The organism is Desulfobacter sp., assembly GCA_028768545.1.
GTDB lineage: Bacteria > Desulfobacterota > Desulfobacteria > Desulfobacterales > Desulfobacteraceae > Desulfobacter.
In genome coordinates this window covers 2,095,387-2,118,468 of the sequence record CP054838.1, presented here as the reverse complement: position 1 = coordinate 2,118,468, position 23,082 = coordinate 2,095,387, and the positions used below count along the sequence as shown (strand labels likewise).

Here is a 23,082-nt window from a genome sequence, read left to right as displayed (position 1 = left end):
ATCCCCCCTTTATGATGCCTTCTGGGCCTTGATCACGGTCTGGACCGCCCTGGCAGCGGCAGAGCTTGCCTGGGCCACGGATTCAGGAATGTCCATGGGGCTGTGGGCACAGCCGCAGACAAAAACCCCCTCTCTTGTGGTATCCAGAGGATTGGCCGGATCGGTCTTGAAAAACCCATAGGGATCCAGATCAATACCCAGGATCTTTGCCACCTCAGGTGCATTTTTAACCGGTGCACAGGCCGTGGCCAGAATCACCAGGTCAAACTCTTGTTTTACCACCTTTTGTACCGTTGTATCTTCGTAGATCAGTACCGGGGACTGGTTGTCACCTTTGGTAATCTCAGCCACCCGGGACCGCTTGTATGTAATTTCTGATCCCTTGCCCCCCCGGACCTTATACTCTTCAAACCCCTTGCCCACTGCCCGGATATCCATGCCGAAAATCACAGACCGGGTATCATTGTCATGCTCATGGGCAATGATGGCCTCTTTGATGGAATGCATGCAGCAATACCCCGAACAAAAAGGATAAAACCGCAGGTCCCTGGAGCCCACACATTGGATAAAGGCAAGTTTTTTGGCAGTCGTAATTTTGGATACCTTTTCTTCAAGTATCTTGAGCTGCTCTGCCAGCCGGCCATGATTTTTGGCCTTGGCTGCCCATTTATCCTTATCCTTGGCCAGGTCATGGGAGACTTCCAGACCTTGGACAAAGGCCTGGGAATCCATCCCATATTTTTTCTCAAACCGGGCAAGGCCTTTGGCTGATTTGGCGTGTTTTTTGAGGACCGCCGCTTTCTGGGCCTTGATCCGCCGGTCACTGGGTCTGTAGATATGGCCTTCAGTGGGGCCGGAAGCAGACAAAAACCGCTCAAACTCCATGGCCGTGATCACATTATCAAGCGCTTTATACCGGTATTCAGGCAGTTTATCAGGATCAAATATATCATAGCCTGTGGCCACCACCACCGCGCCCACATTCAGTTCAACCCGCTGGTCTTTCTGGTCAAAGTCAATGGCCCCGGCCTGGCATTTTTTAGCGCAGATCCCGCATTTCTTCCCGGTCAGCACCCGGCAGTGATCCGGATCAATGGCATGGGTGGAGGGAATTCCCTGGGCAAACCAGGAATAGACCGCCTTTCGATGGGCATGGCCCTCATTGTAAAGATCCAACACAGGGGTGGGGCAGGCTTCGGCACAAGCACCGCAGCCCGTGCACTTGTCCGCATCCACGTACCTTGCCTTTTTTAAAATTTTGGCTTTAAAATCCCCGGCCTCTCCTGCAAGGGATTCAAGTTCGCAATAGGCCATCAACTCTATGTTGGGATGTCGACCGACATCCAGCATCTTAGGCGAGAGAATTCAGATGGCGCAATCGTTGGTGGGAAAGGTCTTGTCCAGCTGGGCCATTTTCCCCCCGATTGAGGGCAGCCGCTCCACCAGGTGGACCTTGAACCCCATTTCCGCCAAATCCAGGGAAGACTGAATCCCGGCAATACCGCCTCCAAGAACAAGTATATCAGTTGTCAAATCAACCTCCTCAAGCCGCGGGCCATTCATAAGCACACGGTTTTTCTTGTATCTATGCCGCCTGGCCCTTTATATTTGCAGGCCCCAGACGTTCAATCTCTTTTGTAAACTGGTTTGCCACATCGGCAAATTTATTGCCTTCGGCCGATGAAATCCATTCCAGCCTTATCCGGTCCGTATCAATGCCCAAAACTGCCATCAATTGTTTGGTCATCTCAAAGGTCTTGGTCGCTTTTACATTACCGTCCAGGTAATGGCAGTCCCCCATGTGTCACCCCGAGACCAGCACCCCGTCAGCCCCCTTTTCAAAGGCCTTGAGAATATAGTTGGGGTTAATGCCCCCGGAACACATGACCCGGATAATCCGCATATTGGGCGGATACTGGAACCGGCTCACACCGGCCAGGTCTGCTGCGGAATAAGAGCACCAATTACAGGCAAAGGTAATAATTTTAGGATCAAAACTCATTATGCCATCCTTATTTCAAACACGTTTAATCCAGTGCTGCCTCAACCATAGCCAGCACCTCATTGTCATAGTGATACACCCCAGCAGCGCCTGTGGGGCAGGCAGAAGCACAGGCCGCACATCCCTTGCACAGGGCCTGCTGGACCCTTGCCAGTTTTACCTTGTGTTCATTTTCAAAGACTTCAATGGCCCCAAAGGCACAGGCATCTTCACAGGCAGCGCAGCCCCGGCAGAGGGCCTCATTGACATGGGAAACCACCCCGTCCACGGTCACACTATCTTTGGACAGCACCACCGTAGCCCTTGAGGCGGCGGCCTTGGCCTGACAAATGCACTCTTCAATGGGTTTGGGATAATGGGCCGTGCCGCAGAGAAATATCCCGTCCGTGGCAAAATCCACCGGACGAAGCTTGGCATGGGCTTCCATGAAAAACTGATCGTCATTCAGGGTGAGTTTGAACTTTTGGGCAAGATCCTCATTGTTTTTAGCCTCAATGGCTGAGGCCAGGACCAGAAAATCAGCCTCAATACAAAGGGTCATGCCGAGAATCCGGTCTTTTACCCGGATTGCAAGACTCTCCCTGCCCGGGGCGACCACGGGTTTTTCATCCAGGGTATACCGGATAAAAATAATTCCTTTTTCCCTGGCTTCCCTGTAGAGCCGCTCCCTTTGTCCATAGGTCCTGATATCCCGGTACAGAATATAGACATCCATGTCAGGGTTCTTGTCTTTGAACAGAACCGCCTTTTTAATGGAATGGGTGCAGCAGACCTTTGAACAATAGGGATGGCTGGGATCCCTGGACCCGACACATTGGATGAAAACAACCGAAGACGCAGCTTCCAGACGGGCGGGATTCTTTTCCAGTTCAGCGTCCAGGTCCACATGGGTGAGCACCCGGTCATCCTCTTTGTAAAAATATTCATCCGGGGTGGACGCAACCGCACCCGTGGCAACAATCACGGCCCCGTGGTCCAGAACCCGCTCCTTGCCGGTGTCGCCATCAAGGCCGCAGGATTGAACCCGGGTCTCAAAATTTCCCACAAACCCTTTGGTCTCGATAATACTGGCCCGGGTCAGCACCTCAATGGACGTGTAGGAACGAACCCTATCCATCATCTTTTCGATATTTTCACGGATGGGCTCTCCTCTCCAGGTATGATCCAGGTTCAGGGCATAGCCCCCCAGATCATCTTTCTGCTCAAGAAGATAGGTATAAAACCCCTGGTCGGCCAGCCCCAGGGCCGCTGTCATTCCAGCAACCCCTCCGCCGATGACAAGGCTTTTCTGGGTCACCCCCACCTCAGGCTGTGTCAATGGTTTCATCAGGGCAGCCTTGGCCACGGCAATTCTCACCAGGTCCTTGGATTTTTGAGTGGCAAGTTCCGGCGCCTTGGAGTGAACCCAGGAACACTGGTTGCGTATATTGGCCATTTCCACCAGATATTTGTTCAGGCCCGCATCTTTGAGGGTCTCCTGGAAAAGGGCTTCATGGGTTCTCGGGGTACAGGCGGCAATGACCACCCGGTTCAGGTTTTGCTGTTCGACCACCTGTTTAAGCTTGTCCTGGGTATCCTGGGAGCAGGTAAACAGATTTTCTTCCACATAGGTTACATGGTCAAGGGTCCGGGCGTAGGCTGCCACAGAAGGGACATCCACCACCCCGCCGATATTAGTGCCGCAATTGCAGACAAAGACCCCGATGCGGGGCGTTTGCGCTTCAACCGCCTTTTCCTGGGGATAGGTTTTAATCCGGGTCAAACTCCCCCTGGCCTTTGCCAGGCAGGTGCCGGCATCGCAGGCCGCAGCAGAGGCTTCCATGACGGAAACAGGAATGTCCTTGGGTTCCTGAAGCGCGCCACACACATAGATACCCGCTCGATTTGTGGATACCGGGGCAAAACTTGAGGTTTCAACAAAACGGTCGGAATCCAGGGTAATGCCCATTTTCTTGACCTGATCAGCCAGGTCTTTGGGGGTTTCCATGCCCATGGACAAGACCACCATGTCAAAGGTTTCAACAACATTGACGCCCTCTTCGGCCACATAGGTGCAGTCCAGGGTTTTATCCGAATTCTCGTTCACCGTATGAATTCTGGACCGGACAAATCTCACCCCTTCATCCTTGGCCCGCTCGTAATATTTTTCAAAATCCTTGCCATAGGTTCTCATGTCCATGAGAAAAATGGAGGCCTGGAAATCACCGTCCACATGGTCGGCTGTCATCATAGCCTCTTTTACCGCATACATGCAGCAGACAGAAGAGCAGTACCCATTGCCGCATTTATTCTGGTCCCGGGAGCCGATGCATTGAAGCCAGGCAATTTTTTTGGGCGCCCGCTGGTCCGGGGCACATTCAATATGGCCGCCGGTGGGGCCGCCTGCGGAAAGAATCCGCTCATATTCAATGGAGGTGACCACATTGGCAAATGCATTGTACTGGTAATTGTCCAGCCCTGAAGGATCAAAGGGCTTGAATCCCGGGGCCAGGATGACAGAACCCACGTTGAGATTCAAAATCTTTTCTGTGTCTTCGTAATTGACTGCGCCCGTGGGACAGACCTTTGCACAGGTCCCGCATTTATCCTTGAGCAGCTTAAGACAATACTCAGGATCAATGGCATATTTCAAGGGAACTGCCTGGGGATAATCCACGTAAATGGCCTTGCGCTTGACCAGGCCTTCGTTGAATTCATCCCCAACTTTTCTCGGACATTTTTGAGTACACTCCCCGCAGGCAATACATTTGTCCACGTCCACATAACGGGGGGCCTGTTTCAGGGTAATCTGGAAATTGCCCTGTTCACCCTCAATGGATTGAACCGTTGAAAGGGTGTGAAGCTCGATGTTCAGGTGCCGGCCGACCTCGACCAGTTTGGGTGAGATCACTCACATGGCACAGTCATTGGTTGGAAATGTCTTGTCCAGCTGGGCCATAACCCCACCAATGGAGGCCTTTTTTTCCACCAGATGGACCTGGTATCCGGAATCTGCCAGATCAAGGGCGGCCTGCATTCCGGCAATCCCTGATCCCACAACCATTACCGACCCGTGAATATTTTTTGTATTTCCCATTCATTCACTCCTGATTCATATAGATGTCCTGCCCCTCAGGTTTATGCCAGATGATCTGTTAAAAAAGAGGCAAGATCGATAATCTCAACGTCATGGTCTGTATTTTTCGTTGCACAGGTCAGATGAATCTGACACTTGGGACAGGCCGTTACAATGGCCTTTGCCCCGGCGTTCTGAGCTTCTTTAAGCCGCTGGACCTGCATGAGTTTGGAACATGACGAACATTCCATCCAGCCGGTGGTGCCGCAGCAGATGGCATTTTCCCGATGATGTTCCATCTCGGCCAGTTCAACCCCCTGCACCTGGCGTATCAACTCTCTTGGCGCCTCGTAAATACCCGATCGCCGACCCAGACGGCAGGGATCCTGAAAGGTAACCCGGTCAAGGGTTTTTGCCTTAAAGCAAAGGTCTAATTTTGGCAGCTGCCGGGCCAGGAATTCGGTAATATGAACCAGATCAAATTCCAGGGGGCCGAATTTTTCAGCATAGACTTCCCGGAACATGGAATACCCTTCAGGGCATCCGAAAATCACCGTTTTCACGCCCGAGGCACGGATGGCCTCAATATTTTTTTTGGCCAGGATCTCAACGATGTCATCGTCCCCGTTCCAATAAGCATCATGGCCGCAGCAGCACTCCTGTTCAGAGACAACCGGTTCAATACCCAGTTTATTGAGCAGAGTTAAATTATTCTTGGCCGTGTTTATCATTTCAAGATCCAGGTATTGAAAGGCCACATCATATTGGGCAATACACCCGGAAAAATAAAAATAATCGCCCGTTTCTAAAATTTTCCCCGATTCTCTGGCCCAGGCGACCCTGTTCTTTCCAACCGCACCCTGATTGTTCTTAATCTGGGCCGCCTGGATCTGGGTCATGGTCTGGAACATGCCGTGATGGCTGAGTCTGGGCAAGTTGCCCCGGTCCCGTGCACGGCTGCGAAAGCGTCGGATAAACCCGGGGAAATCAATCTCCACAGGACACCGGTCCGAACACCTTGAACAGGAGAGACAGGCCCAAAGATCAGGGCTCTCCAGAATATTGCCATGGGGGTCGGCCATGGCCCGCTTGATCATCTGCCTGGGGGAAAAGCCTTCCAATGCCATGGCAACAGGGCAAGATCCCGTGCACACACCGCACTCCATACAATAATCAATTTGCTGTTGTGAAAGCTGCATATATTTTATCCCCAAAATTAAATCAAAAAACCAGATTCAAACCAGGACAGGCCGGCAATATATATACGGCCGGCCTGCTCAGTATTTTATATCCCCTAAAACGTCCAGGGAAAAAATCTCCATAGTGGTTTAATTTTTTTTAAAAACAATCGCTGTCCTGCACAAATTTCACTGTAAAAGAATATTTTTTACCCATCATATTTATTTAGGTAAAAATTTTAGTTTAAATCTAAACACCTTATTTGTCAAGGAATCTTTCTAATCTTTTCCAACATCATGTCCCAGCGCCGTGCCAATATTTCCCATGAAAACCCAATGGCATGCTCGGATAAAACCTTGCGGGCAGGTAAATATTGTTCAGAAAGGGTAAGGACCTGTTCAAGGCGATTTAAAAGGCCTGACTCAGAGGAATAGATCACCTCTTTTTTCAAATCTTTTGGGATAAGTTCCAGATAGGAGAGTCGGTTGGGCAGCAGTGGGAAACAGCCATGGGCAACCGCCTCCATTACCGAGATCCCAAAATTTTCCTGAATGGCCGTGCTCACCACCACAGTTCCCTTTGAAAGCCAGTCCCAGTATGTTTCTTCCACGGCCTGGAACCCATAGACCAGAAGCTCGGCCTGAAAGTCTTTTTGAGCCTGCTCAAAGACCTTGGGAATAATCTCGTACTGCTCGCCCATGAGGGCCAGTTGAAATTTCACCCCTTTGGACTTTAATTGTCCGAGCACCTTGAAAAACAGGTCAGGATTTTTATCATACTCCCAGCGATGGTTCCAAATCACCAGAGGGGGAGTCTGGTCATTGCGGCCCAGGTTCAGACCGGCCCCCTTAACCCGGTAGCCCGGATAAAGCACCTGGGCTTTTTCTTTAAGTTCATCCATCATCCACAATGGCCTTGTATCAGGCATCTGCTTGATCAATTGCCTTGCCGCCGTTAAAAAATCATCCAGATGAAACCTGGAATTAAAAAACAGACCGTCACAGGCCAGGGCCGAGACAATATTGGTGAACCCCAGATGAAAATCCCTTTTTTCATGGGGTCCCAACGGGTAGGAAAGCTGATTCTCATGGAAATAAAGCGCTATGGGAGGACAATCCGGCCCTGCCAGCCCTTTGAAATCAGTCAGATCCATCATATCCGTGGCAAAAATGAGATCATAGGCTGAAAGATCCTTGATTTCCCGGATAAAATAAAGGGCGGCTCCCCGCATCCGCCATTTCCAAAATCTTGGCGGCAGGGTAATCACCGAGACCTCGTGGGAGGAAAACCGGGCAAACCCCTTTGCCACGTCCTTGTGGGACCCCCCGTAAAACGGTTCCAAAAACAAAACTTTCACTAAACATGTCCTCCAAACAATCCTGTGCGTCAAACCGGAAAGAGGCTCAACCCGAGACCTCACCGTTCAAGCCCTGAAAATTTTTTTAGATTAAAAATGCATCATAAATATGTGTAAGTCCCAAGTTTTGGGCCGTCATTATCTGCCATACAATGACCAAGGTGTCAAAAAGACCTGGTCTATATTCCGGCTCCCTTGACCGAGGCCCGTCTGGTTAATTTAAGCTTACGACCGGGAATACATAAGTATCTGACCTTTAAAGGGTTTGTCCAGGTATTCACTGTTGGCAGGTTTTCTCTGGGCATGGGAATATCCCAAGACCTTCATTTGCTTGCTAAAAGAGGCATGATTCCCCCGCCCCGGATCCACAATCACAACGGCACATTGTTTTTTTGCATGATCATCAATAAAGGCGGACAACAACCCGACATGATCCCTTTCATACAAAAGGTCACTTCCAATAATGAGATCAAACCGACCCAAATCATTCTCATCCCCGGCCCAGCCCGTACGGACAAAAGGAATTTTTTTCCCCTTGTTGAGTATCACATTTTCAGCCAAAAATGACCCTGCTTCAGGATGGTAATCCGTTGCCCAGATGTCTGCCAGGCGATGGTTCAGGACCAGGCTGGCCAGACCAATGCCGCAGCCCACCTCCAATATCCGCTTTCCCTTTACATTATAATCAAGCATAAAATTGGCAAGTATTTCTCCGGAGGGCCAGACAACGCCAAACATGGGCCATGCCGCAGAGGAAATCCCCAACTTTTCAGCAACCCTGTCTATATCGCTGAATTGCATGATATCCCGAAGGGTCCGGACATGGATATCAATAGAACCGACTTCAATGGTTTTATAACAAATTCTAAATGGCGGCATGGCAACTCCAGCTTGAAACGGTTGATCGACGGCCGTCTCTTTGATTGTTTTTTAATGAATCGACGCCACCGCTTCCCAGCCCGGGGCCCGCCCGGAAATTTTTCAAATCTGATGAAACTCAATTGGAATGGACCGAATTTGATCAGCGGTCTGGATTCAACAAGAATCTTCGCATATCTGTATTCAGCATACACGGTATCAGAGGCAAGGCAATCGAATAAACCCTTTGTTGAACAAATGCCTGGAATTCAATAAACTTTTTAATGGTTGACTTTCCACGTTTTTGTCTGTATGCTTATCGAATTGTGCATAAAGAAGCACTGAAGTTTCCTATTTAAGGTGTGTATCCCCAATATTCAAAAGTGGTCTACTCCCCCAAAGTTAGAAGCGATTTTTTTTATTTTTTATTACAGGAGCATGCCAACATGACAAATGGTATCGTAAAATGGTTTAACGACTCAAAAGGTTTTGGTTTTATCGAATTAGAAGATGGTGGAAAAGATGTATTTGTTCATCATTCAGGAATTAACGCAATGGGTTTCAAATCCCTCAATGAAGGGGATCGCGTATCCTTTGATATTGAAGAAGGACAAAAAGGCCCTGCGGCGACAAATGTAACCGTGCTTTAGTCAGCCATTTTATTTGCTTATAAAAAGCTCCGGACGCTTTGACGTCCGGAGCTTTTTTGTGTTTACAGGCCTTTGCTTCTATGCCCTCCTCTTTGCTGCAAAAAAGGACATACTCTAAATCCTGATATTAAGACACAATCTTGACCTTGGGTGCTGACACGGATTCAATATACGCGTCAGCCCGCTGTTTTTTCACATCACAGGCATTCTTTACCTTATTTTCCGCAAATGTAATCGCCTTTACCCCTTCTTTATGGGCCCAGGGCTCAAGCACTTTTTTCATGGCCTCGGCCATCACCTCTTTTCCAAGCCGGGTCCGGGTCATGGCGGTTGTCCATCCGGATTCCGCGCCTAAACCACCAAAGGAGATATCTGCGTATTCAGCTGAAAAATCACTGCAGAACTGGCAAGCCTCCCGCTTCACATCATCAAGCTCGTCAACCGGAACCTGAATACTAGCTCCCGAGTAAAGGGTAAAAATAAAATCTTCTTTGATATTAATCTTTTCAACATCTGCATATCTGAATTGATACCGGTTTTCAATATGCCTGAACGCCTCGGCATCAAAGAGAAAATTGCCAGAACAAAAAAGACCAAAACAATAGGATACCGCATCCGCAGGAACGATTCCCATGGCCTGCATTTTGCGCATGGTATTGATCTGACAGGGCGTTCCCACAAAGGCAAGCCGGTCTGGAATTCCTGTGCGAAACCGCCCCAATGCTGCAATGGAAGGAGAAAAGGTATTATAGGCCTTTGCCAAACGGGTCATGCCGTGGGAATGATGAAAACAAGAGCCTGCCGAATCCATCAATTCCTCCCGGGTGGTTGCCAAAAAAGGGATTCGTCCGTCTTCGGTATTCTTGGAAACGATGGCACCGTTGATCCGACCATTGTCAAAAAGATGGGTCAAAATAGCCGTGACAATCCCCCCGTCAGTTCCCCTCGATCTGAGTTCTTCATCCCTGGCCCGGGAAACAGAGGTGCCGATCATCTTTCCGTAGGGTGCTTCCCAGCCTAAATTCTTCTTGATCTCCAGATCAAGTTCTTCTGTCTCCGGACAAATGGAATAGCAGAGCCCGCACTCGATACATTTCTCGATCTCACCAAAACGCGGCTTGCCCGTCTCGTCCAAATCCAAAGCCCCGTAATTAATCGCTGAGCAGAATGTGACGCAACCGCCGCAATGATGACATTTCCCATTTTTCTGAACGTCCTGAATCAGATTAAAAAAGGTTTTGTTCATACGCCCTCCTGTATCAGTTAAGAGTTTTTGCCTTATATGGTTTTGTCTTACCGTATATCTTCTTTAGGATGCATCAAACAAATTCATAGAGATGTGAAACCTATTTTATATTCACCATCTTAGATCAGATCCCCTGTCTTTGTCAAAGACAACCGCAAAAAAAATTGATGAACATTTGGAAATGTTTCTTCAAACGAATGCTGTTCACAACCCTGGGATCAGGCAGGATTCTTTCGCCCTTTTAACCCATGACCCTGATTAAACCTTAAACAGATTTACCCAGAAAAAGATTGCAAATCCCACAATCCAGTTGTAAAGAGAATCTGCCCTGATAATGTGAAGATGGAGACAAACAAAAGGCAAATGGAGACAAACAATTTTACAGTCTACCCAAGGACAAAATATAGGGATGAGTCCCTTTCCATAGAACTCAACTGCCAGGGCAGCAACACCTATGAAAAAATTTCCTTTCCAATAAAATACGGCATCTTTTCAAGACTGGAAACCCAAAACATCATCCTTGAATTTGATCTGAACAACGAAATCAGGCATGCCCGTTCCAAAACAGACCAATGGTCCCATCCCCAGGAATGGCTCAAACGGACCAAGGGTAACGACTGGATCTACTATTCCACAGGGGGATATGCAGGTGTATTTGAATCCATTGGCGAATATTATTTACCCAACCTTGTCTACACCACCAATTCCCTTTTAGGGGGAAAGCCCTTTGAGGAACCAGAGGTGGCAAGGCTGTCAAAGCGCTGGCACCAGACCCTGGCCGAGATCCAAATCAAAGAAAAAAAAATGCCCGGCCCCATAAGGTCCTGGGTGGATAAGATCAAATCAAAAACGCCTGCAGACCTTGCAGATAAAGCAGATCGACTGTTTAAAATCCCGGGTGCCCGGACCACGGTTCTGCCTCCGGACGCCCGGCATTCGGATTATGACGTTATCCCCTTGACCATTGCTGACGGCTGTCTTTACAAGTGTCGGTTCTGCAAGGTAAAAAATAAAAAACCATTCTCCCCAAGATCCCAAAAAAACATTGATGATCAGTTGGATGCGTTCAAAGACTTGTACGCCAATGATCTCATAAATTACAACAGCCTTTTTTTAGGGGAGCACGATGCGCTGAACGCGCCGGCGGACCTGATTTTATACTCAGCAGCCAAAGCCCACAAGGTCTTGAATCTCGGCAACGCCTACATGAAAAACCCGAGGCTTTATATTTTCGGTTCAGTGGATGCCCTGCTCAATGCCCGGGAATCACTTTTTACCCGATTGAACAAATCCCCATTTCACACCCATATCAACATCGGGCTTGAATCCTTTGACCAGGCCACTTTAGAACGCATTGGCAAGCCTGTCACCCCCAAAAAGGTGGGTCTTGCATTTGACCGGATGCAGGCCATCAACAAGCGTTTTGACCGCATTGAAATGACATGTAATTTTATCATGGATGAAAACCTGCCCCCGGGGCACCCCCCTGCCATGATAGCGCTGGTCCGGGAAAAATTCAAATTCACCCGGCCCAAGGGCAGTGTATACCTTTCCCCCCTGCAATTTGGAAAGCCCTCCAGAGAAGTCCTCTTTGACTTTTACCACCTGAAAACCCAAAGCCGGCTGCCCATGTTTCTCTATATCATCCAGCGGCTGTAATTCAAAGGTGTCCGGGCCGACTTGATTTTTCACCCCTTTGCTGGTAAATTCCGGCCATGACCTATCCAGCACTCATATCTTTGCACGGCGGACATTCCGGCCAGTTCTGCTCCCATGCCAAAGATTGTCTTGAAGACCTGATCCAAGCCTATATTCAAAAAGGATTTAAACAGGTGGGCATCAGCGAGCACATGCCCCCGCCAACAGACCAATTTTTATACCCTGACGAAATCCGCATAGGCCTTAACGCCAGGGATCTGATCGACCGGTTTGCCCGGTATTTTAAAGAGCTTGACCGGCTTAAAATCAAATACAAAGACAAAATCCTCATTTACAAGGGATTTGAAACCGAGACCCTGAGCACAGGATTTGATTTTATAAAAGAGCTGATCCAACAATTCAATCCGGATTATATTGTCGGCTCTGTCCACCATGTCAATGATATCTGTTTTGACTATTCCCGTGAGGGATATGAAGCGATTGCCAAGACGCTTGGCTCTGTTGAGGCCATGTACCTGGCCTATTTTGATGCCCAGCTTGAAATGATAGAAGCCCTTCGTCCTTTTGTGGTCGGACATTTTGATTTGATCCGCATCTTTGACAAGGATTTTGAAACCCGGATTAACACCCCTGGGATAAAGAAAAAAATCAGGCGCAACCTTGAGCGGATCAAAGCCCTGGACCTGGTCCTGGATTACAATCTTCGCCCCCTGTCCCGGGGGGAAGATCTTCCCTACCCTGGAACCCATATTCTGGACCAGGCAAAAAATTTAGGCATTCGGGTGGTTCCCGGGGACGACGCCCACAGCGCAGAACAGGCCGGCGCATTTGTGGCAGAAGCCATCCAAAAAATTGAGGCAAAGGGATTTTCCACCTGTTGGCCAGCGCCTGAAATCAAGCCCTGAAACTCACCTGAAACCCATGAAATCACCCCGATGAAAGCATCCCTATGAAAGCAATTGTACAACGGGTCAAAAATGCCCAGGTCACCGTAGACAACACCATTATTTCCCGCATTACAAAGGGCTTGATGGTCCTTTTAGGCGTGGCCGACAAAGACAGTGAAAAAGAGGCCGACTACCTGGTGGATAAAATTATTCACCTGAGGGTGTTTGAAGATGACCAGGGTAAAATGAATCTCTCTCTCAAGGATGTCAAAGGTGAGCTTTTGGTGGTCTCCCAGTTCACCCTTATGGGGGATTGTAAAAAAGACCGCCGCCCGTCATTCATCAAGGCAGCCCGGCCGGAGGAGGCCAACCGGCTCTATACCTATTTTACAGCCAAGGCCGCAGATGCCGGCGTGGTGGTAAAAACCGGGCAATTCCAGGCCAATATGGACGTATCCCTGTTCAAGCAGGGTCCGGTGACCCTGATCCTGGAATCCAGGCCATGACAAAAAAAAGAGTATTCCCCAGGATCTGCCAAGGCCCCTTTTTGATTCCGGAACGCTTAAGATCTTGTCCAACTTTAAATACAGCATTGGGATTTAACAAATCATGAATCCAGACAATTTTTATGTCATCCTTGTCAAACCCCAGGGACCCATCAATATCGGTTCGGTCTGCCGGGCCATGATGAATTTCGGGTTTACCCAGCTGAGGCTTGTCAGCCCCTGCAAAGAATATCTATCACTGGACGCTAAAAAGATGGCCATGACCGCCTTTCATCTGCTTGAAAACGCCCCTGTTTTCGACACCCTGGACCAGGCCCTCGCAGATGTTCACCAGGCCTTTGGCACCACACGACGGTTTGGCAAGTACAGAAAAAACTTTTTAACCCCTGCCACGGCAGCAAAGCAGATTACAGCCGATCAACAGGATAAAGAATCAAACGATTCCATAAAACATGCCCTGGTCATGGGGCCGGAGGACACGGGTCTTGAGACCTGTGACCTGGAGCTTTGCCAGCATTTTATCACCATCCCCACCCATGAAGGCTACCCTTCCATGAACCTGAGCCATTCCCTCTCTGTCCTGCTCTACGAAATTTCATTAAAGTCAGATTCCGGCAGGCAGTTTTATGATCCCAAGGTCAAACACCCGGCCACCGGCCTTGAAATGGAATCCATGTTCGCCCACATGAAAACCACCCTTTTGGACATTGATTATTTAGATCCCCAGAACCCGGATCATCTGCTTCGGGCCTTTCGGCGCATTTTCGGCAGTGCAGGCCTCTCTTCCAGGGACGTCAGGATCATCCGTGGGCTGATGAGCCGCATTGACTGGACAGAATCGGAACGAAGAAAAAACATGCCCGAAAACCCAAACAACGGATAGGGCCTTTTCTTATCCCTTGTTATAAATTGACAGCCCAACAAGGCTATTATTTCCTCAGACAGGCAATCAACCGGCCCGGGTGTTCAAGATAGCCAAACAGATCCAAAATATGATGGATCAGAATATCTGCGGCCATCAAACTCTGCCGTGCCAGTCCCTCTTCATGGAGGACAGCCACACCCAGGGCGGCATTTTTCAACATGAGTTCGTCGTTGACCCCGTTGCCGCAGGCAATGGTGCAAGAGGGTCCCAACGTTTCCAGATAATCAGCCTTGGCCCTTGCCTGGTCCCAGTCAGGGATGGTCACAACAGAACAATTCACTCCGTCAAGGGCCTGGGTTACTGACCCGAATGTATCTGCCGTGATCACATGGAAATCAAACGCTGAAGACAGGGCCTGAATCTTTTTTCTTACCCCGGCAATGGGCTGGCCATCCACGGCCAGGGTCCCGTTATAATCAAGAAGGATATGGCTGATCTCAATGGTGCGGGCCCCGGGAATCTCAAATATGGGCATTGGTTTTCCTTTATTTCTGAAAGGGTTGTGGGAATCTCTGATCCTGATGATATCGTCCAGGCAAAACCGGTCCGACCAGAGCCCCCTTGTTGCTGGCCTATTATTTACAGGAACCCATCCGTTGATGGCAAGGGATAAAATAAAGAAGACCATCACTCATGTGTTAAGGATCTGTATTGTTCGCATTGTGCCGTTCACGACGAAAACCCCTTGAGTTTCCCCATGGCGGATGTTAAATTTTACGAACAGGTTTGCATCACCTTTGATTTAACGTTTCGCTGTCATTGCATTAACATCTGTTTCTCACTTGGTTTTAGGTCACTCAAAACATTCATAATTTTAGGTTGAGTTCAAGGCTCAACTTAGGGTTAAAAGCCAGGCAAATTTTAACCAAAGACAGTAGTGTCCGGTTAGGTTGTTGCATATAAAAAGCATCTAAAATCATTGAAAAAACAGTCGGTTTTGTGTTGACAAATGTGCGTAAAAATTTTTGTGCGCCTTGAAAATTTAATTCAAGGAGCTCAAATGACGCACATCTCAGTCCCTAAAAAACAACTACGGTCCCTGAACTTTGACAATTTCAGGTGCCCTCTGATAAAGTCACTTTCAAAAGCACCGGAATTACAATCTCGAGGAGACCGCCCTTTAAAAATGACATTCGAAGACCAGATAAATGCTTTAGTTTATTTCCATCTTCAGGAGCACAAGTCTGCCCGACATTTAATTCAGGATCTCAAGGAGAATGTTTTTGCTAAAGAAAATATTGCGCCAAACGGTGGTATCAGCCGTAGTAGTTTCTGTGAAGCCATCAATCACAGGGGACTCGAACAACTGCAATTTATCTTTGAGGATCTTTATAAACAGGCTCTTGAGTGTCATCCGGGTGAACACGCCGAGTTAGGAGAGTTGGTTTCCATTGACGGTAGTCTCATAAATGCAGTCCTTTCAATGCACTGGGCGAACTACAGAAAAGGAAGTAAAAAAGCCAAAGTACATTGCGGATTTGACATTAATCACGGAATCCCAAACAAAATCTTTTTGACTGAAGGCAACGGCGCTGAACGCACTTTTGTTCCCAAAATACTTTCCAAGGGGCAAACAGGTGTTATGGATCGTGGATATCAATCCCATAAAGAATTTGACCTGCTTCAGGAGCAAGGCAAACATTTTGTCTGCCGTATAAAAACCAGGACAACAAGAACAATTATTGATAACCACGAGACCCCTTCCGACAGCTACATTTTTTATGATGCACTGGTTAAACTTGGTACTCCGAATCAAAACCAGACGAAAAGGCCTGTTCGGGTTGTTGGCTATAAAATTGCTGGCGTCAAATACTATGTGGCAACTGACAGGCATGATTTAACAGCGGAACAAATAGCAACAATTTATAAACTCCGGTGGACCATTGAGGATTTTTTCAAATGGTGGAAAGAACATCTGAAGGTATATCATCTCATTGCCCGCAGTGAATACGGCCTTATGGTTCAGATTCTTGGCGGCCTTATCACTTACCTGTTACTGGCAATCCATTGCCAAAAACAGTTTAATGAAAAGGTCACGATCAAAAGAGTTCGGCAGCTGCGAACCGCCATTCTAAATGACCTGTTTGGCTGCGAGGAGCAGGGCTCTCATAGTTCAAACAGGGACAATATTGTCAAAGATCAAAAAATTATTGAGCAAGCAAAAACCTAACCGGACATCACTGAACCAAAGAAATATACAGCCTATTTCAAGAATTCAAATTAGCCTGTAACCAAAGAATTGAGCCAAAAAACGATTTTCCAACCCAGCCCTTTAATCGGATTGGCCTTAAATCACTCAACAAAGGGGGAGATATGATCGTAAAAGTCATCATCCAAAGAGAGGTAACACCCGGAAAAGAGCAGGATTTTTTTGACCTGCTCAGGCAATTAAGGTTTAACGCCCTTCAACAGCCCGGATATATCTCCGGGGAAACCCTGATCTGCGCCGATGATACCCGCAAGGTACTCATCATCAGCAAATGGTCCTCCATAGAAGAATGGAAAGACTGGAAAGCAGACAATCGGCGGGAAAAAATGGACCAGGCCCTGACAAAACTCCAAAAAAGCCCGGCCGTGTATGAACCCTATGTATTCAGCAAATTCAAGGCAGCAGCAGCCCTTGAATTCCCTCCCCCCCTGCAGAAAATCAAACTATGATCCAGGACAAGGGCGGCCTTCTTCCCAGGCCGCCCCTATCCTGGCAACCCCATTAATTCAAGCAATTTTCACCAATAGCATCCGACACCTGCGTCAAAATAATAGTGGAACAATTTTTTATTTGACAAAATAACAGTGGAACTCTATATCTTTATTAAATTACTATTTTGAAAAAGGATTGTCATGGCACCCCCCAAAACCGAACTTAGAAAAATACTCATCCTGGAAACCGCCACAAAAGTCTTCGCCCAAAAGGGATTCCAGGAAGCCACCATCACGGAGATTGCCAAAGCGGCCAAGGTGTCAGAGGCCTCAATTTATGAGTACTTTTCCACCAAAGAAGGACTTTTATTTTCCATTCCCGGCCAGTCCACCCGGGAAATGTTCGAAACCATGGCCTTTCACCTGAAACTCATCCGAGGCGCAGGCAACAAGCTGAGGGCCATTGTCTACCTGCTCCTGGACTCATACCAGTCCAGCCCTGAATTTGCCGCCGTGCTCATGCTCTTTCTCAAACACAACAAAAAATTTTTAAACACAGAAGGCCACCAGGTTCTCAAAGACGGAATCAAGCAAATCTCCCGGGTGATCGAAGCGGGCATTGAATCCAAGGAATTCAAATCAGAATTAGACCCATACCTGGCAAGGGCCATGGTTCTGGGCACCATCGAGCACCTGGTCACCAACTGGGTAATGACCGGCCATCCGGAAAGTTTGGTTCAATTTGTCGACCCTTTGATCGACATTCTTCTGGCCGGCATTGAAATCCGGACAAAAGAAGCCTGATCCTTGGCAGACAGATTTCCTACCTTTTATTAAAAGCCTGACTTGCCCCCGACCCAAACAGATCTTTGGACAAACCCCCAATTCTAAGGAGGAAAAAATGAACGAAAATCTGCGGTATGATCAAAAACCCTGGCTGAATTTTTATGATACAGGCGTACCCGAATCCCTTGAGTTTGAGAACACCCTTCTCCATGAATATCTGGAGGCAAACAGTCAAAAAATTCCAAACAACCCAGCCCTGATCTTCCAAGGATACACCCTTTCCTTTAAGGAATTCAACGAGATGGCAGATGCATTCGCCGCCTTCCTCCAGACACTTGGCGTTAAAAAAGGGGATGCTGTGGCCATTCTCCTGCCCAATGTCATCCCCTGCCCAATCGCCTTTTACGCCATCATGAAACTCGGGGCCGTGGCGGTGATGAACAACCCGCTCTATGCAGACCCGGAACTGCTCCACCAGTTCAATGACTCCAAATCCACCCATTTGATCACCCTGGATCTTTTGGCCAACCGTATGATTGACCTTCGCCCCAAAACCTCGATTAAAAGCATTGTGGTCACATCCATTGGGGATTATCTGCCATTTTCTAAAAACATTCTGTTTCCCCTGGTCAGCAGACAAAAAAAACTCAGCGCAAAGGTCAAGCCGGCCAAAGAAGTCTATCAGTGGAAAAAAGTAATCCGCCAGCACCTGGGATCAACACCCGGGGCAGTACCCAAGGGGTTAAAATTTAACGATGTTGCCATGTATCAGTATACCGGCGGCACCACAGGGGTCTCAAAGGGTGCGGTTCTCACCCATGGCAACCTGAGCAAGCAGACCCAGCAGATCAATGCCTGGCTGCCCACCTTTAAAGACAACACCCAAGAAATCATGATGGGCGCCCTTCCCTTTTTCCATGTCATGGGCCTTACCGTGTCCATGAATTTTGCCATTACCAAGGGATGGGCCAATGTTCTGGTGCCAAAACCCCAGCCAGATCCCCTGCTGGAGGCCATGGAAAAATTCAGGCCCACCATTGCCCCTTTGGTTCCCACCATGTTCATCGGAATACTCAACCATCCCAGAACCGCCCGGGCAGACTTAAGTTCCATCAAGGCCTGTGTCTCCGGGTCCGCCCCCCTTCCCCTGGACGTCATCCGGGGGTTTGAGAAAAAAACAGGTTCCGTGATCATCGAAGCCTTTGGCATGACCGAATCCTCTCCGGCCACCCATGTCAACCCCTTTAGCCAGGGTAAACGGAAGGTGGGAAGTATCGGTATTCCCCTGCCTTAAACCCTCTGCAAGATTGTGGACATTGACGACCCTGACCGGGAAATGCCCGTGGGAGAACCCGGAGAAATGATCATCAAAGGCCCCCAGGTGATGCAGGGGTACCGGAATATGGCCAAGGAAACCGAGAGTACCATTATCAATGGCTGGCTGTTCACCGGGGACATTGCCCTGATGGACGAGCAGGGGTATTTTTTTATTGTGGACCGTAAAAAAGACATGATCCTCTCAGGCGGGTATAATGTCTATCCCAGGGAAATAGACGAGGTGCTCTTTTCCCACCCAAAAGTCATGGAGGCCGGCGCCGTAGGCATTCCCCACCCCACCCGGGGAGAACAGATCAAGGCCTTTATTGTCCTGGCCCCGGGACAGAGCTCCAGTTCAGAAGAACTCATTGCCTATTGTGCTGAAAAACTGGCCAAATACAAGCTGCCCACCAGCGTTGAATTCATTGACGAGTTACCCAAAACCAATGTGGGCAAGGTGCTTCGCAAGGGTCTGCGAGCCATAGAAGCCGCTAAAAGGAAAGGATAATGATGTTTCCCACACTTTTAAGTCCCATTTCTGTCAATGGTCTGACCCTGCGCAACAGAATTGCCTACCCCTCCCTGGGCCTGCTTTTTTCCTATGATTCAAAACTCAATGAAAAATATTATCGTTTTTTTGAAGAAATCGCCCAAGGGGGTGCCGGCATTGTCACGGTCGGACCTGTGGGGGTGGATTTTATCGGGGCCGGATTTGTTCCCCTGTCCCTGGCACAGAACGAGGCCATAGACGACTTTTCCAAGGCCTGCGCCCTGATCAAAAAACAGGGGGCCAGTCCCTGGATCCAGCTCTTTCACGGCGGGGCATACACCCATCCGTTTCTCATCAACAATGAGACCCCCATGGCCCCGTCTGCCGTGTTCTCAAAATACGCCAAAACCACCCCCAGGCAGATGAGCATCAAAGATATCCACGGAGTGCAGACCGCCTTTGCCGATGCAGCGGTCCGGGCCCAGAAAGCCGGGTTTGAGGGGGTGGAAATCATCGGGTCGGCCGGATATCTTATCACCCAGTTTTTATCTCCTTTGAAAAACCTGCGCAAGGACGAGTACGGGGGCAGCTTTGAAAACAGGACCCGGTTTCCCAAAGAGATTGTTAAAATGATCCGGGAAAAGGTTGGGCCCAATTTCCCCATCGGCGTGAGAATGGCAGGCAATGATTTTGTCCAGGGCTCGACCACAGATGAAACCACCCCGAAAATTGCCCGGGTTTATGAAGCTGCAGGCGCCGACATCCTCAATGTCACCGGCGGCTGGCATGAGTCGAACATTCCCCAATTGCCCATGGAACTGCCCAGGTCCGGGTTTTCATTCCTGGCCATGAACATCAAGCAGGCCGTGTCCATACCGGTGATGGCCTCCAACCGGATCACCACCCCGGGCCATGCTGAAAAAATCCTTGTGGACGGCCAGGCCGATATGGTCAACCTGGGCCGGGTCCTCATTGCAGATCCCTTCTGGCCCCAAAAGGCATAACAGGGAAGGCCAGAGGAGATCCGGCCCTGCGTGGCCTGCTCCCAAGGCTGTACAGATGAATTGTTCAACGGCAGGCAGGTCTCCTGCATCGGCAATGCCAGGGCCGGTTTTGAAACCGAGCGAAACCTTTTTCCGGCCAAACAGGCCAAACACATCATGGTTGCAGGCGCAGGTGTTACCGGTCTTGAAGCCGCTGTGACTGCCGCAGGCAGAGGCCACAAGGTCAGCCTCTATGAAAAACAAGAAGATATCGGCGGCCAGATCCCCATTGCCGCAGCCCCGCCCCATAAAGGCGAACTCATGGAGTATCTACGGTATTACCGGGCCATGCTGGCCAAGTATGATATCCAGGTATTTCTCAATACCCAGGTCACCGAAGAATTGATTCAAAAAGAGACACCGGATCATTTGATCATTGCCCAGGGTGCGGCCCCTCTTATACCTCCCATCCAGGGGATTGACAGCCCAAGGGTTAAATCCGCCTGGGATGTGCTGGCCCAGGACCCGCCTCTGGGTAAAAATGTGGCGGTGATCGGGGGAGGTGCCGTAGGTCTTGAAACCGCCCATTTTGTTGCCTCAAAGGGCTGTCTCACCCCTGAAATGCTTCACTTTCTCATGACCTATAAGGCCATTGATTCCAACCGGCTCAGGCAGTATATGTTCCAGGGCACCTCAAAGGTTACCGTCTTTGAAATGCTGGAAAAACCAGGCCTGGACCTGGGCAAATCCACCCGGTGGATCCTCATGGGCAATCTCAAACGCCACAAGGTAGAAATTCTCACCCAGGCAAAGGTTTTGTCCATCAATCAAGACACCCTGACCTTTGATCTTAAAGGACAGATCGATACCCAATCCTTTGATAGCATCATCCTGGCCCTGGGCTCAAAATCCGTGAACACCCTTGAACAGGTGGCAGACAAATTGGGCATCCCCTGTTCTGTCATAGGTGACAGCAAAGCCCCCGGAAAAATCAACCATGCAATTCACGGCGGTTTTTTAGCCGGGGCAGAGGTATAAAAACCGATCCGTGGCACAGCCTGAACGATGACTAATTTTCATACAAAATGACCCGCAAGGCAAATATGGAAAAAATAGATTTAATGGTAAAGGCCCCCCATTTTTACACCATGGCCGGCCAGGGCCTGGGGTACCTGGCCGATGGGGCCATGGCCGTGGACTCAGGGAAAATAAAGGCCATTGGGCCGTCAACACAAATATTGAAAGCATATCAAAGCGAGCAAATCCTGGAACGGCCCTGCCACCTGGTTCTGCCCGGATTTATCGATGCCCATATGCATATGGTTGACGCCCTCATGCGGTGACTGGCCCAGGATACGGACCATTGGATGATGCACGGAATCAGCCCCTTTCAGATGGAAATGGATCAACACGGCCAGGCTATAGGGGTTGAGCTGGCCGTGGCCGAAGCCATGGCATCAGGCACCACCTGCTTTGAAGAGTTCAGCGACTATAATCCGGACATTTTAAAATTCATGGAAAAAGCCGGGGTCAGATGCCAGATGACCCTCCGCATCCGGGAGGCCCAAGAACGGATATATGAGCCCGGAGAAATATATACCTTTGATCCGGCCCAGGCAGAAAAGGATCTTGAAAACAGCCTTGATGCCTTTGATCGATGGCAGGGGTCAGGCCAGGGACGGATCAGTATTTTACTGGGTCCCCAGGGGCCTGATTTTGTCAGTAAAAAAATGCTGATAAAAATCAAAGAAAAGGCCCTGGAACGGAACACAAAAATCCACATGCATGTCCAGCAGGGAGACAGGGAAACCTACCAGACCCTCAAACGATATAACCTGCGCCCCATTGCATTTCTGGACGAAATAGGCTATCTGGACCGCCACCTCATTGCCGTCCACCTGACCGATGCCAGGGCGGATGAGGCCGTTCTGGCCGCAAGTCAGGGGGTGTCCATGATCCTATGCTCAGGTTCCATCGGGATCATTGACGGGATTGTGCCGCCGGCCAAAGCATTTTGTGATGCCGGCGGAAAGGTGGCCTTAGGCTCTGACCAGGCACCGGGTAACAACTGTCATAATATGTTCAACGAGATGAAGCTGACAGCCCTGTTCAATAAAATCAGATTCCAGGACCCTAAGGTGATGCCGGCATCTCAGGTATTGAAAATGGCCACCATTGACGGGGCCAAGGCCCTGGGCCTGGACAGGGAAATCGGTTCCCTTGAGCCGGGCAAACAGGCGGATTTCATCCTGGTAAATTTGTCAACGCCGACCATGGCCCCTGTATATACCCAGCCCATGCGAAACCTGGTGCCCAACCTGGTATACTCTGCCAGGGGGCATGAGGTCTCAACCCTGGCCGTAAACGGTAAGATCTTATACGATAAAGGGTGCTACCTGACCCTGGATCTGCCCCACACCCTTGGCAGGGCAAACCAATACGCCGCCGGTCTGGGGTCCAGGGGAACAAAAAATTTTAAAAAAATAAACGAGGCCAATGCTCAAATGATGAAACATAACCTGCTTTGACCCCGTGATGCCTA

The 23,082-nt window shown here is 49.2% G+C and carries 22 protein-coding genes and 1 pseudogene; 13 read left to right on the top strand and 10 right to left on the bottom strand.

Translation table 11 applies throughout. The annotated features are described in order from the left end of the window. Positions 1–9: 9 nt before the first annotated feature. From HUN05_10135 to HUN05_10100, 8 genes are all read right to left on the bottom strand, one after another. Positions 10–1,350 carry a CoB--CoM heterodisulfide reductase iron-sulfur subunit A family protein gene (locus HUN05_10135; protein ID WDP85444.1) on the bottom strand — a complete coding sequence of 447 codons (1,341 nt, stop codon included), beginning with the start codon at positions 1,348–1,350 and terminating at the stop codon, positions 10–12. Positions 1,351–1,365: 15 nt separating this feature from the next. After that, positions 1,366–1,533, bottom strand: coding sequence for an FAD-dependent oxidoreductase (locus tag HUN05_10130; protein ID WDP85443.1), 168 nt, complete (start codon positions 1,531–1,533; stop codon positions 1,366–1,368). Between the two features lie 52 nt (positions 1,534–1,585). Next, complete coding sequence (locus HUN05_10125; GenBank protein WDP85442.1) at positions 1,586–1,801, bottom strand: hydrogenase iron-sulfur subunit; 216 nt, start codon at positions 1,799–1,801, stop codon at positions 1,586–1,588. Between the two features lie 3 nt (positions 1,802–1,804). After that, positions 1,805–2,002, bottom strand: coding sequence for a hydrogenase iron-sulfur subunit (locus tag HUN05_10120; GenBank protein WDP85441.1), 198 nt, complete (start codon positions 2,000–2,002; stop codon positions 1,805–1,807). A gap of 25 nt (positions 2,003–2,027) precedes the next feature. After that, positions 2,028–5,078, bottom strand: a complete 3,051-nt coding sequence (locus tag HUN05_10115) for a CoB--CoM heterodisulfide reductase iron-sulfur subunit A family protein (protein ID WDP85440.1) — start codon at positions 5,076–5,078, stop codon at positions 2,028–2,030. 41 nt (positions 5,079–5,119) lie between these two features. Next, positions 5,120–6,256, bottom strand: a complete 1,137-nt coding sequence (locus tag HUN05_10110; protein ID WDP85439.1) for a (Fe-S)-binding protein — start codon at positions 6,254–6,256, stop codon at positions 5,120–5,122. A gap of 245 nt (positions 6,257–6,501) precedes the next feature. Then, positions 6,502–7,593, bottom strand: a complete 1,092-nt coding sequence (locus HUN05_10105; GenBank protein WDP85438.1) for a DUF3524 domain-containing protein — start codon at positions 7,591–7,593, stop codon at positions 6,502–6,504. A 225-nt stretch (positions 7,594–7,818) separates the two neighbouring features. Beyond that, a complete protein-coding gene (locus HUN05_10100; protein WDP85437.1) occupies positions 7,819–8,472 on the bottom strand; it encodes a methyltransferase domain-containing protein in 654 nt (217 codons plus the stop codon). A 425-nt stretch (positions 8,473–8,897) separates the two neighbouring features. Here HUN05_10100 and HUN05_10095 point away from each other — a divergent pair, with 425 nt between their 5' ends. Next, positions 8,898–9,101 carry a cold-shock protein gene (locus HUN05_10095; protein WDP85436.1) on the top strand — a complete coding sequence of 68 codons (204 nt, stop codon included), beginning with the start codon at positions 8,898–8,900 and terminating at the stop codon, positions 9,099–9,101. A gap of 127 nt (positions 9,102–9,228) precedes the next feature. Here HUN05_10095 and HUN05_10090 read toward each other — a convergent pair whose 3' ends face one another. After that, positions 9,229–10,347 (bottom strand): Coenzyme F420 hydrogenase/dehydrogenase, beta subunit C-terminal domain, encoded by a 1,119-nt coding sequence (locus HUN05_10090; protein ID WDP85435.1) that lies wholly within the window; start codon positions 10,345–10,347, stop codon positions 9,229–9,231. 363 nt (positions 10,348–10,710) lie between these two features. Between HUN05_10090 and HUN05_10085 the strand changes: the two genes are divergently transcribed. The 4 genes from HUN05_10085 (at position 10,711) to HUN05_10070 (ending at position 14,282) form a co-directional block, all read left to right on the top strand. Beyond that, on the top strand, positions 10,711–12,006 hold the full coding sequence (locus HUN05_10085) for a radical SAM domain-containing protein (GenBank protein ID WDP85434.1): 1,296 nt from the start codon (positions 10,711–10,713) through the stop codon (positions 12,004–12,006). Positions 12,007–12,062: 56 nt separating this feature from the next. Further along, positions 12,063–12,911, top strand: a complete 849-nt coding sequence (locus tag HUN05_10080) for a histidinol-phosphatase (protein WDP85433.1) — start codon at positions 12,063–12,065, stop codon at positions 12,909–12,911. 44 nt (positions 12,912–12,955) lie between these two features. After that, positions 12,956–13,399: a D-tyrosyl-tRNA(Tyr) deacylase gene (locus HUN05_10075; protein WDP85432.1), complete on the top strand. Its 444-nt coding sequence runs from the start codon at positions 12,956–12,958 to the stop codon at positions 13,397–13,399. A gap of 103 nt (positions 13,400–13,502) precedes the next feature. Then, on the top strand, positions 13,503–14,282 hold the full coding sequence (locus tag HUN05_10070; GenBank protein ID WDP85431.1) for an RNA methyltransferase: 780 nt from the start codon (positions 13,503–13,505) through the stop codon (positions 14,280–14,282). Positions 14,283–14,328: 46 nt separating this feature from the next. Here the strand turns inward: HUN05_10070 and HUN05_10065 are convergent, their stop codons facing one another. Then, complete coding sequence (locus HUN05_10065; protein ID WDP85430.1) at positions 14,329–14,799, bottom strand: ATPase P; 471 nt, start codon at positions 14,797–14,799, stop codon at positions 14,329–14,331. Positions 14,800–15,324: 525 nt separating this feature from the next. Here HUN05_10065 and HUN05_10060 point away from each other — a divergent pair. The 8 genes and pseudogenes from HUN05_10060 to HUN05_10025 all read left to right on the top strand — a co-directional run bounded on the left by HUN05_10060 (position 15,325) and on the right by HUN05_10025 (position 23,068). Further along, complete coding sequence (locus tag HUN05_10060) at positions 15,325–16,494, top strand: IS4 family transposase (protein WDP88018.1); 1,170 nt, start codon at positions 15,325–15,327, stop codon at positions 16,492–16,494. Between the two features lie 143 nt (positions 16,495–16,637). Further along, on the top strand, positions 16,638–16,982 hold the full coding sequence (locus tag HUN05_10055) for an antibiotic biosynthesis monooxygenase (protein ID WDP85429.1): 345 nt from the start codon (positions 16,638–16,640) through the stop codon (positions 16,980–16,982). 183 nt (positions 16,983–17,165) lie between these two features. Further along, entirely contained in the window at positions 17,166–17,768 is a 603-nt protein-coding gene (locus HUN05_10050) for a TetR/AcrR family transcriptional regulator (GenBank protein WDP85428.1), read from the top strand. A gap of 97 nt (positions 17,769–17,865) precedes the next feature. Further along, a pseudogene (locus HUN05_10045) lies at positions 17,866–19,575 on the top strand (long-chain fatty acid--CoA ligase). Further along, positions 19,575–20,561 (top strand): NADH:flavin oxidoreductase, encoded by a 987-nt coding sequence (locus HUN05_10040; GenBank protein ID WDP85427.1) that lies wholly within the window; start codon positions 19,575–19,577, stop codon positions 20,559–20,561. The pseudogene HUN05_10045 and the gene HUN05_10040 overlap by 1 nt, the downstream one beginning before the upstream one ends. A 30-nt stretch (positions 20,562–20,591) precedes the next feature. Continuing rightward, a complete protein-coding gene (locus tag HUN05_10035) occupies positions 20,592–21,578 on the top strand; it encodes an FAD-dependent oxidoreductase (protein WDP85426.1) in 987 nt (328 codons plus the stop codon). 65 nt (positions 21,579–21,643) lie between these two features. Further along, a complete protein-coding gene (locus tag HUN05_10030; protein WDP85425.1) occupies positions 21,644–21,883 on the top strand; it encodes a hypothetical protein in 240 nt (79 codons plus the stop codon). A gap of 24 nt (positions 21,884–21,907) precedes the next feature. Next, positions 21,908–23,068 carry an amidohydrolase family protein gene (locus tag HUN05_10025; protein WDP85424.1) on the top strand — a complete coding sequence of 387 codons (1,161 nt, stop codon included), beginning with the start codon at positions 21,908–21,910 and terminating at the stop codon, positions 23,066–23,068. Positions 23,069–23,082: the final 14 nt, after the last annotated feature.

What these genes read in the sequence shown, in the direction of transcription:
- HUN05_10135 (WDP85444.1), bottom strand. Translation starts at nt 1,350, where the DNA reads ATGCTGGATGTCGGTCGACATCCCAACATAGAGTTGATGGCCTATTGC.
- HUN05_10125 (WDP85442.1), bottom strand. Translation starts at nt 1,801, where the DNA reads ATGGGGGACTGCCATTACCTGGACGGTAATGTAAAAGCGACCAAGACC.
- HUN05_10120 (WDP85441.1), bottom strand. Translation starts at nt 2,002, where the DNA reads ATGAGTTTTGATCCTAAAATTATTACCTTTGCCTGTAATTGGTGCTCT.
- HUN05_10110 (WDP85439.1), bottom strand. Translation starts at nt 6,256, where the DNA reads ATGCAGCTTTCACAACAGCAAATTGATTATTGTATGGAGTGCGGTGTG.
- HUN05_10100 (WDP85437.1), bottom strand. Translation starts at nt 8,472, where the DNA reads ATGCCGCCATTTAGAATTTGTTATAAAACCATTGAAGTCGGTTCTATT.
- HUN05_10095 (WDP85436.1), top strand. Translation starts at nt 8,898, where the DNA reads ATGACAAATGGTATCGTAAAATGGTTTAACGACTCAAAAGGTTTTGGT.
- HUN05_10090 (WDP85435.1), bottom strand. Translation starts at nt 10,347, where the DNA reads ATGAACAAAACCTTTTTTAATCTGATTCAGGACGTTCAGAAAAATGGG.
- HUN05_10085 (WDP85434.1), top strand. Translation starts at nt 10,711, where the DNA reads ATGGAGACAAACAATTTTACAGTCTACCCAAGGACAAAATATAGGGAT.
- HUN05_10080 (WDP85433.1), top strand. Translation starts at nt 12,063, where the DNA reads ATGACCTATCCAGCACTCATATCTTTGCACGGCGGACATTCCGGCCAG.
- HUN05_10075 (WDP85432.1), top strand. Translation starts at nt 12,956, where the DNA reads ATGAAAGCAATTGTACAACGGGTCAAAAATGCCCAGGTCACCGTAGAC.
- HUN05_10070 (WDP85431.1), top strand. Translation starts at nt 13,503, where the DNA reads ATGAATCCAGACAATTTTTATGTCATCCTTGTCAAACCCCAGGGACCC.
- HUN05_10065 (WDP85430.1), bottom strand. Translation starts at nt 14,799, where the DNA reads ATGCCCATATTTGAGATTCCCGGGGCCCGCACCATTGAGATCAGCCAT.
- HUN05_10060 (WDP88018.1), top strand. Translation starts at nt 15,325, where the DNA reads ATGACGCACATCTCAGTCCCTAAAAAACAACTACGGTCCCTGAACTTT.
- HUN05_10055 (WDP85429.1), top strand. Translation starts at nt 16,638, where the DNA reads ATGATCGTAAAAGTCATCATCCAAAGAGAGGTAACACCCGGAAAAGAG.
- HUN05_10050 (WDP85428.1), top strand. Translation starts at nt 17,166, where the DNA reads ATGGCACCCCCCAAAACCGAACTTAGAAAAATACTCATCCTGGAAACC.
- HUN05_10040 (WDP85427.1), top strand. Translation starts at nt 19,575, where the DNA reads ATGATGTTTCCCACACTTTTAAGTCCCATTTCTGTCAATGGTCTGACC.
- HUN05_10030 (WDP85425.1), top strand. Translation starts at nt 21,644, where the DNA reads ATGGAAAAAATAGATTTAATGGTAAAGGCCCCCCATTTTTACACCATG.
- HUN05_10025 (WDP85424.1), top strand. Translation starts at nt 21,908, where the DNA reads ATGATGCACGGAATCAGCCCCTTTCAGATGGAAATGGATCAACACGGC.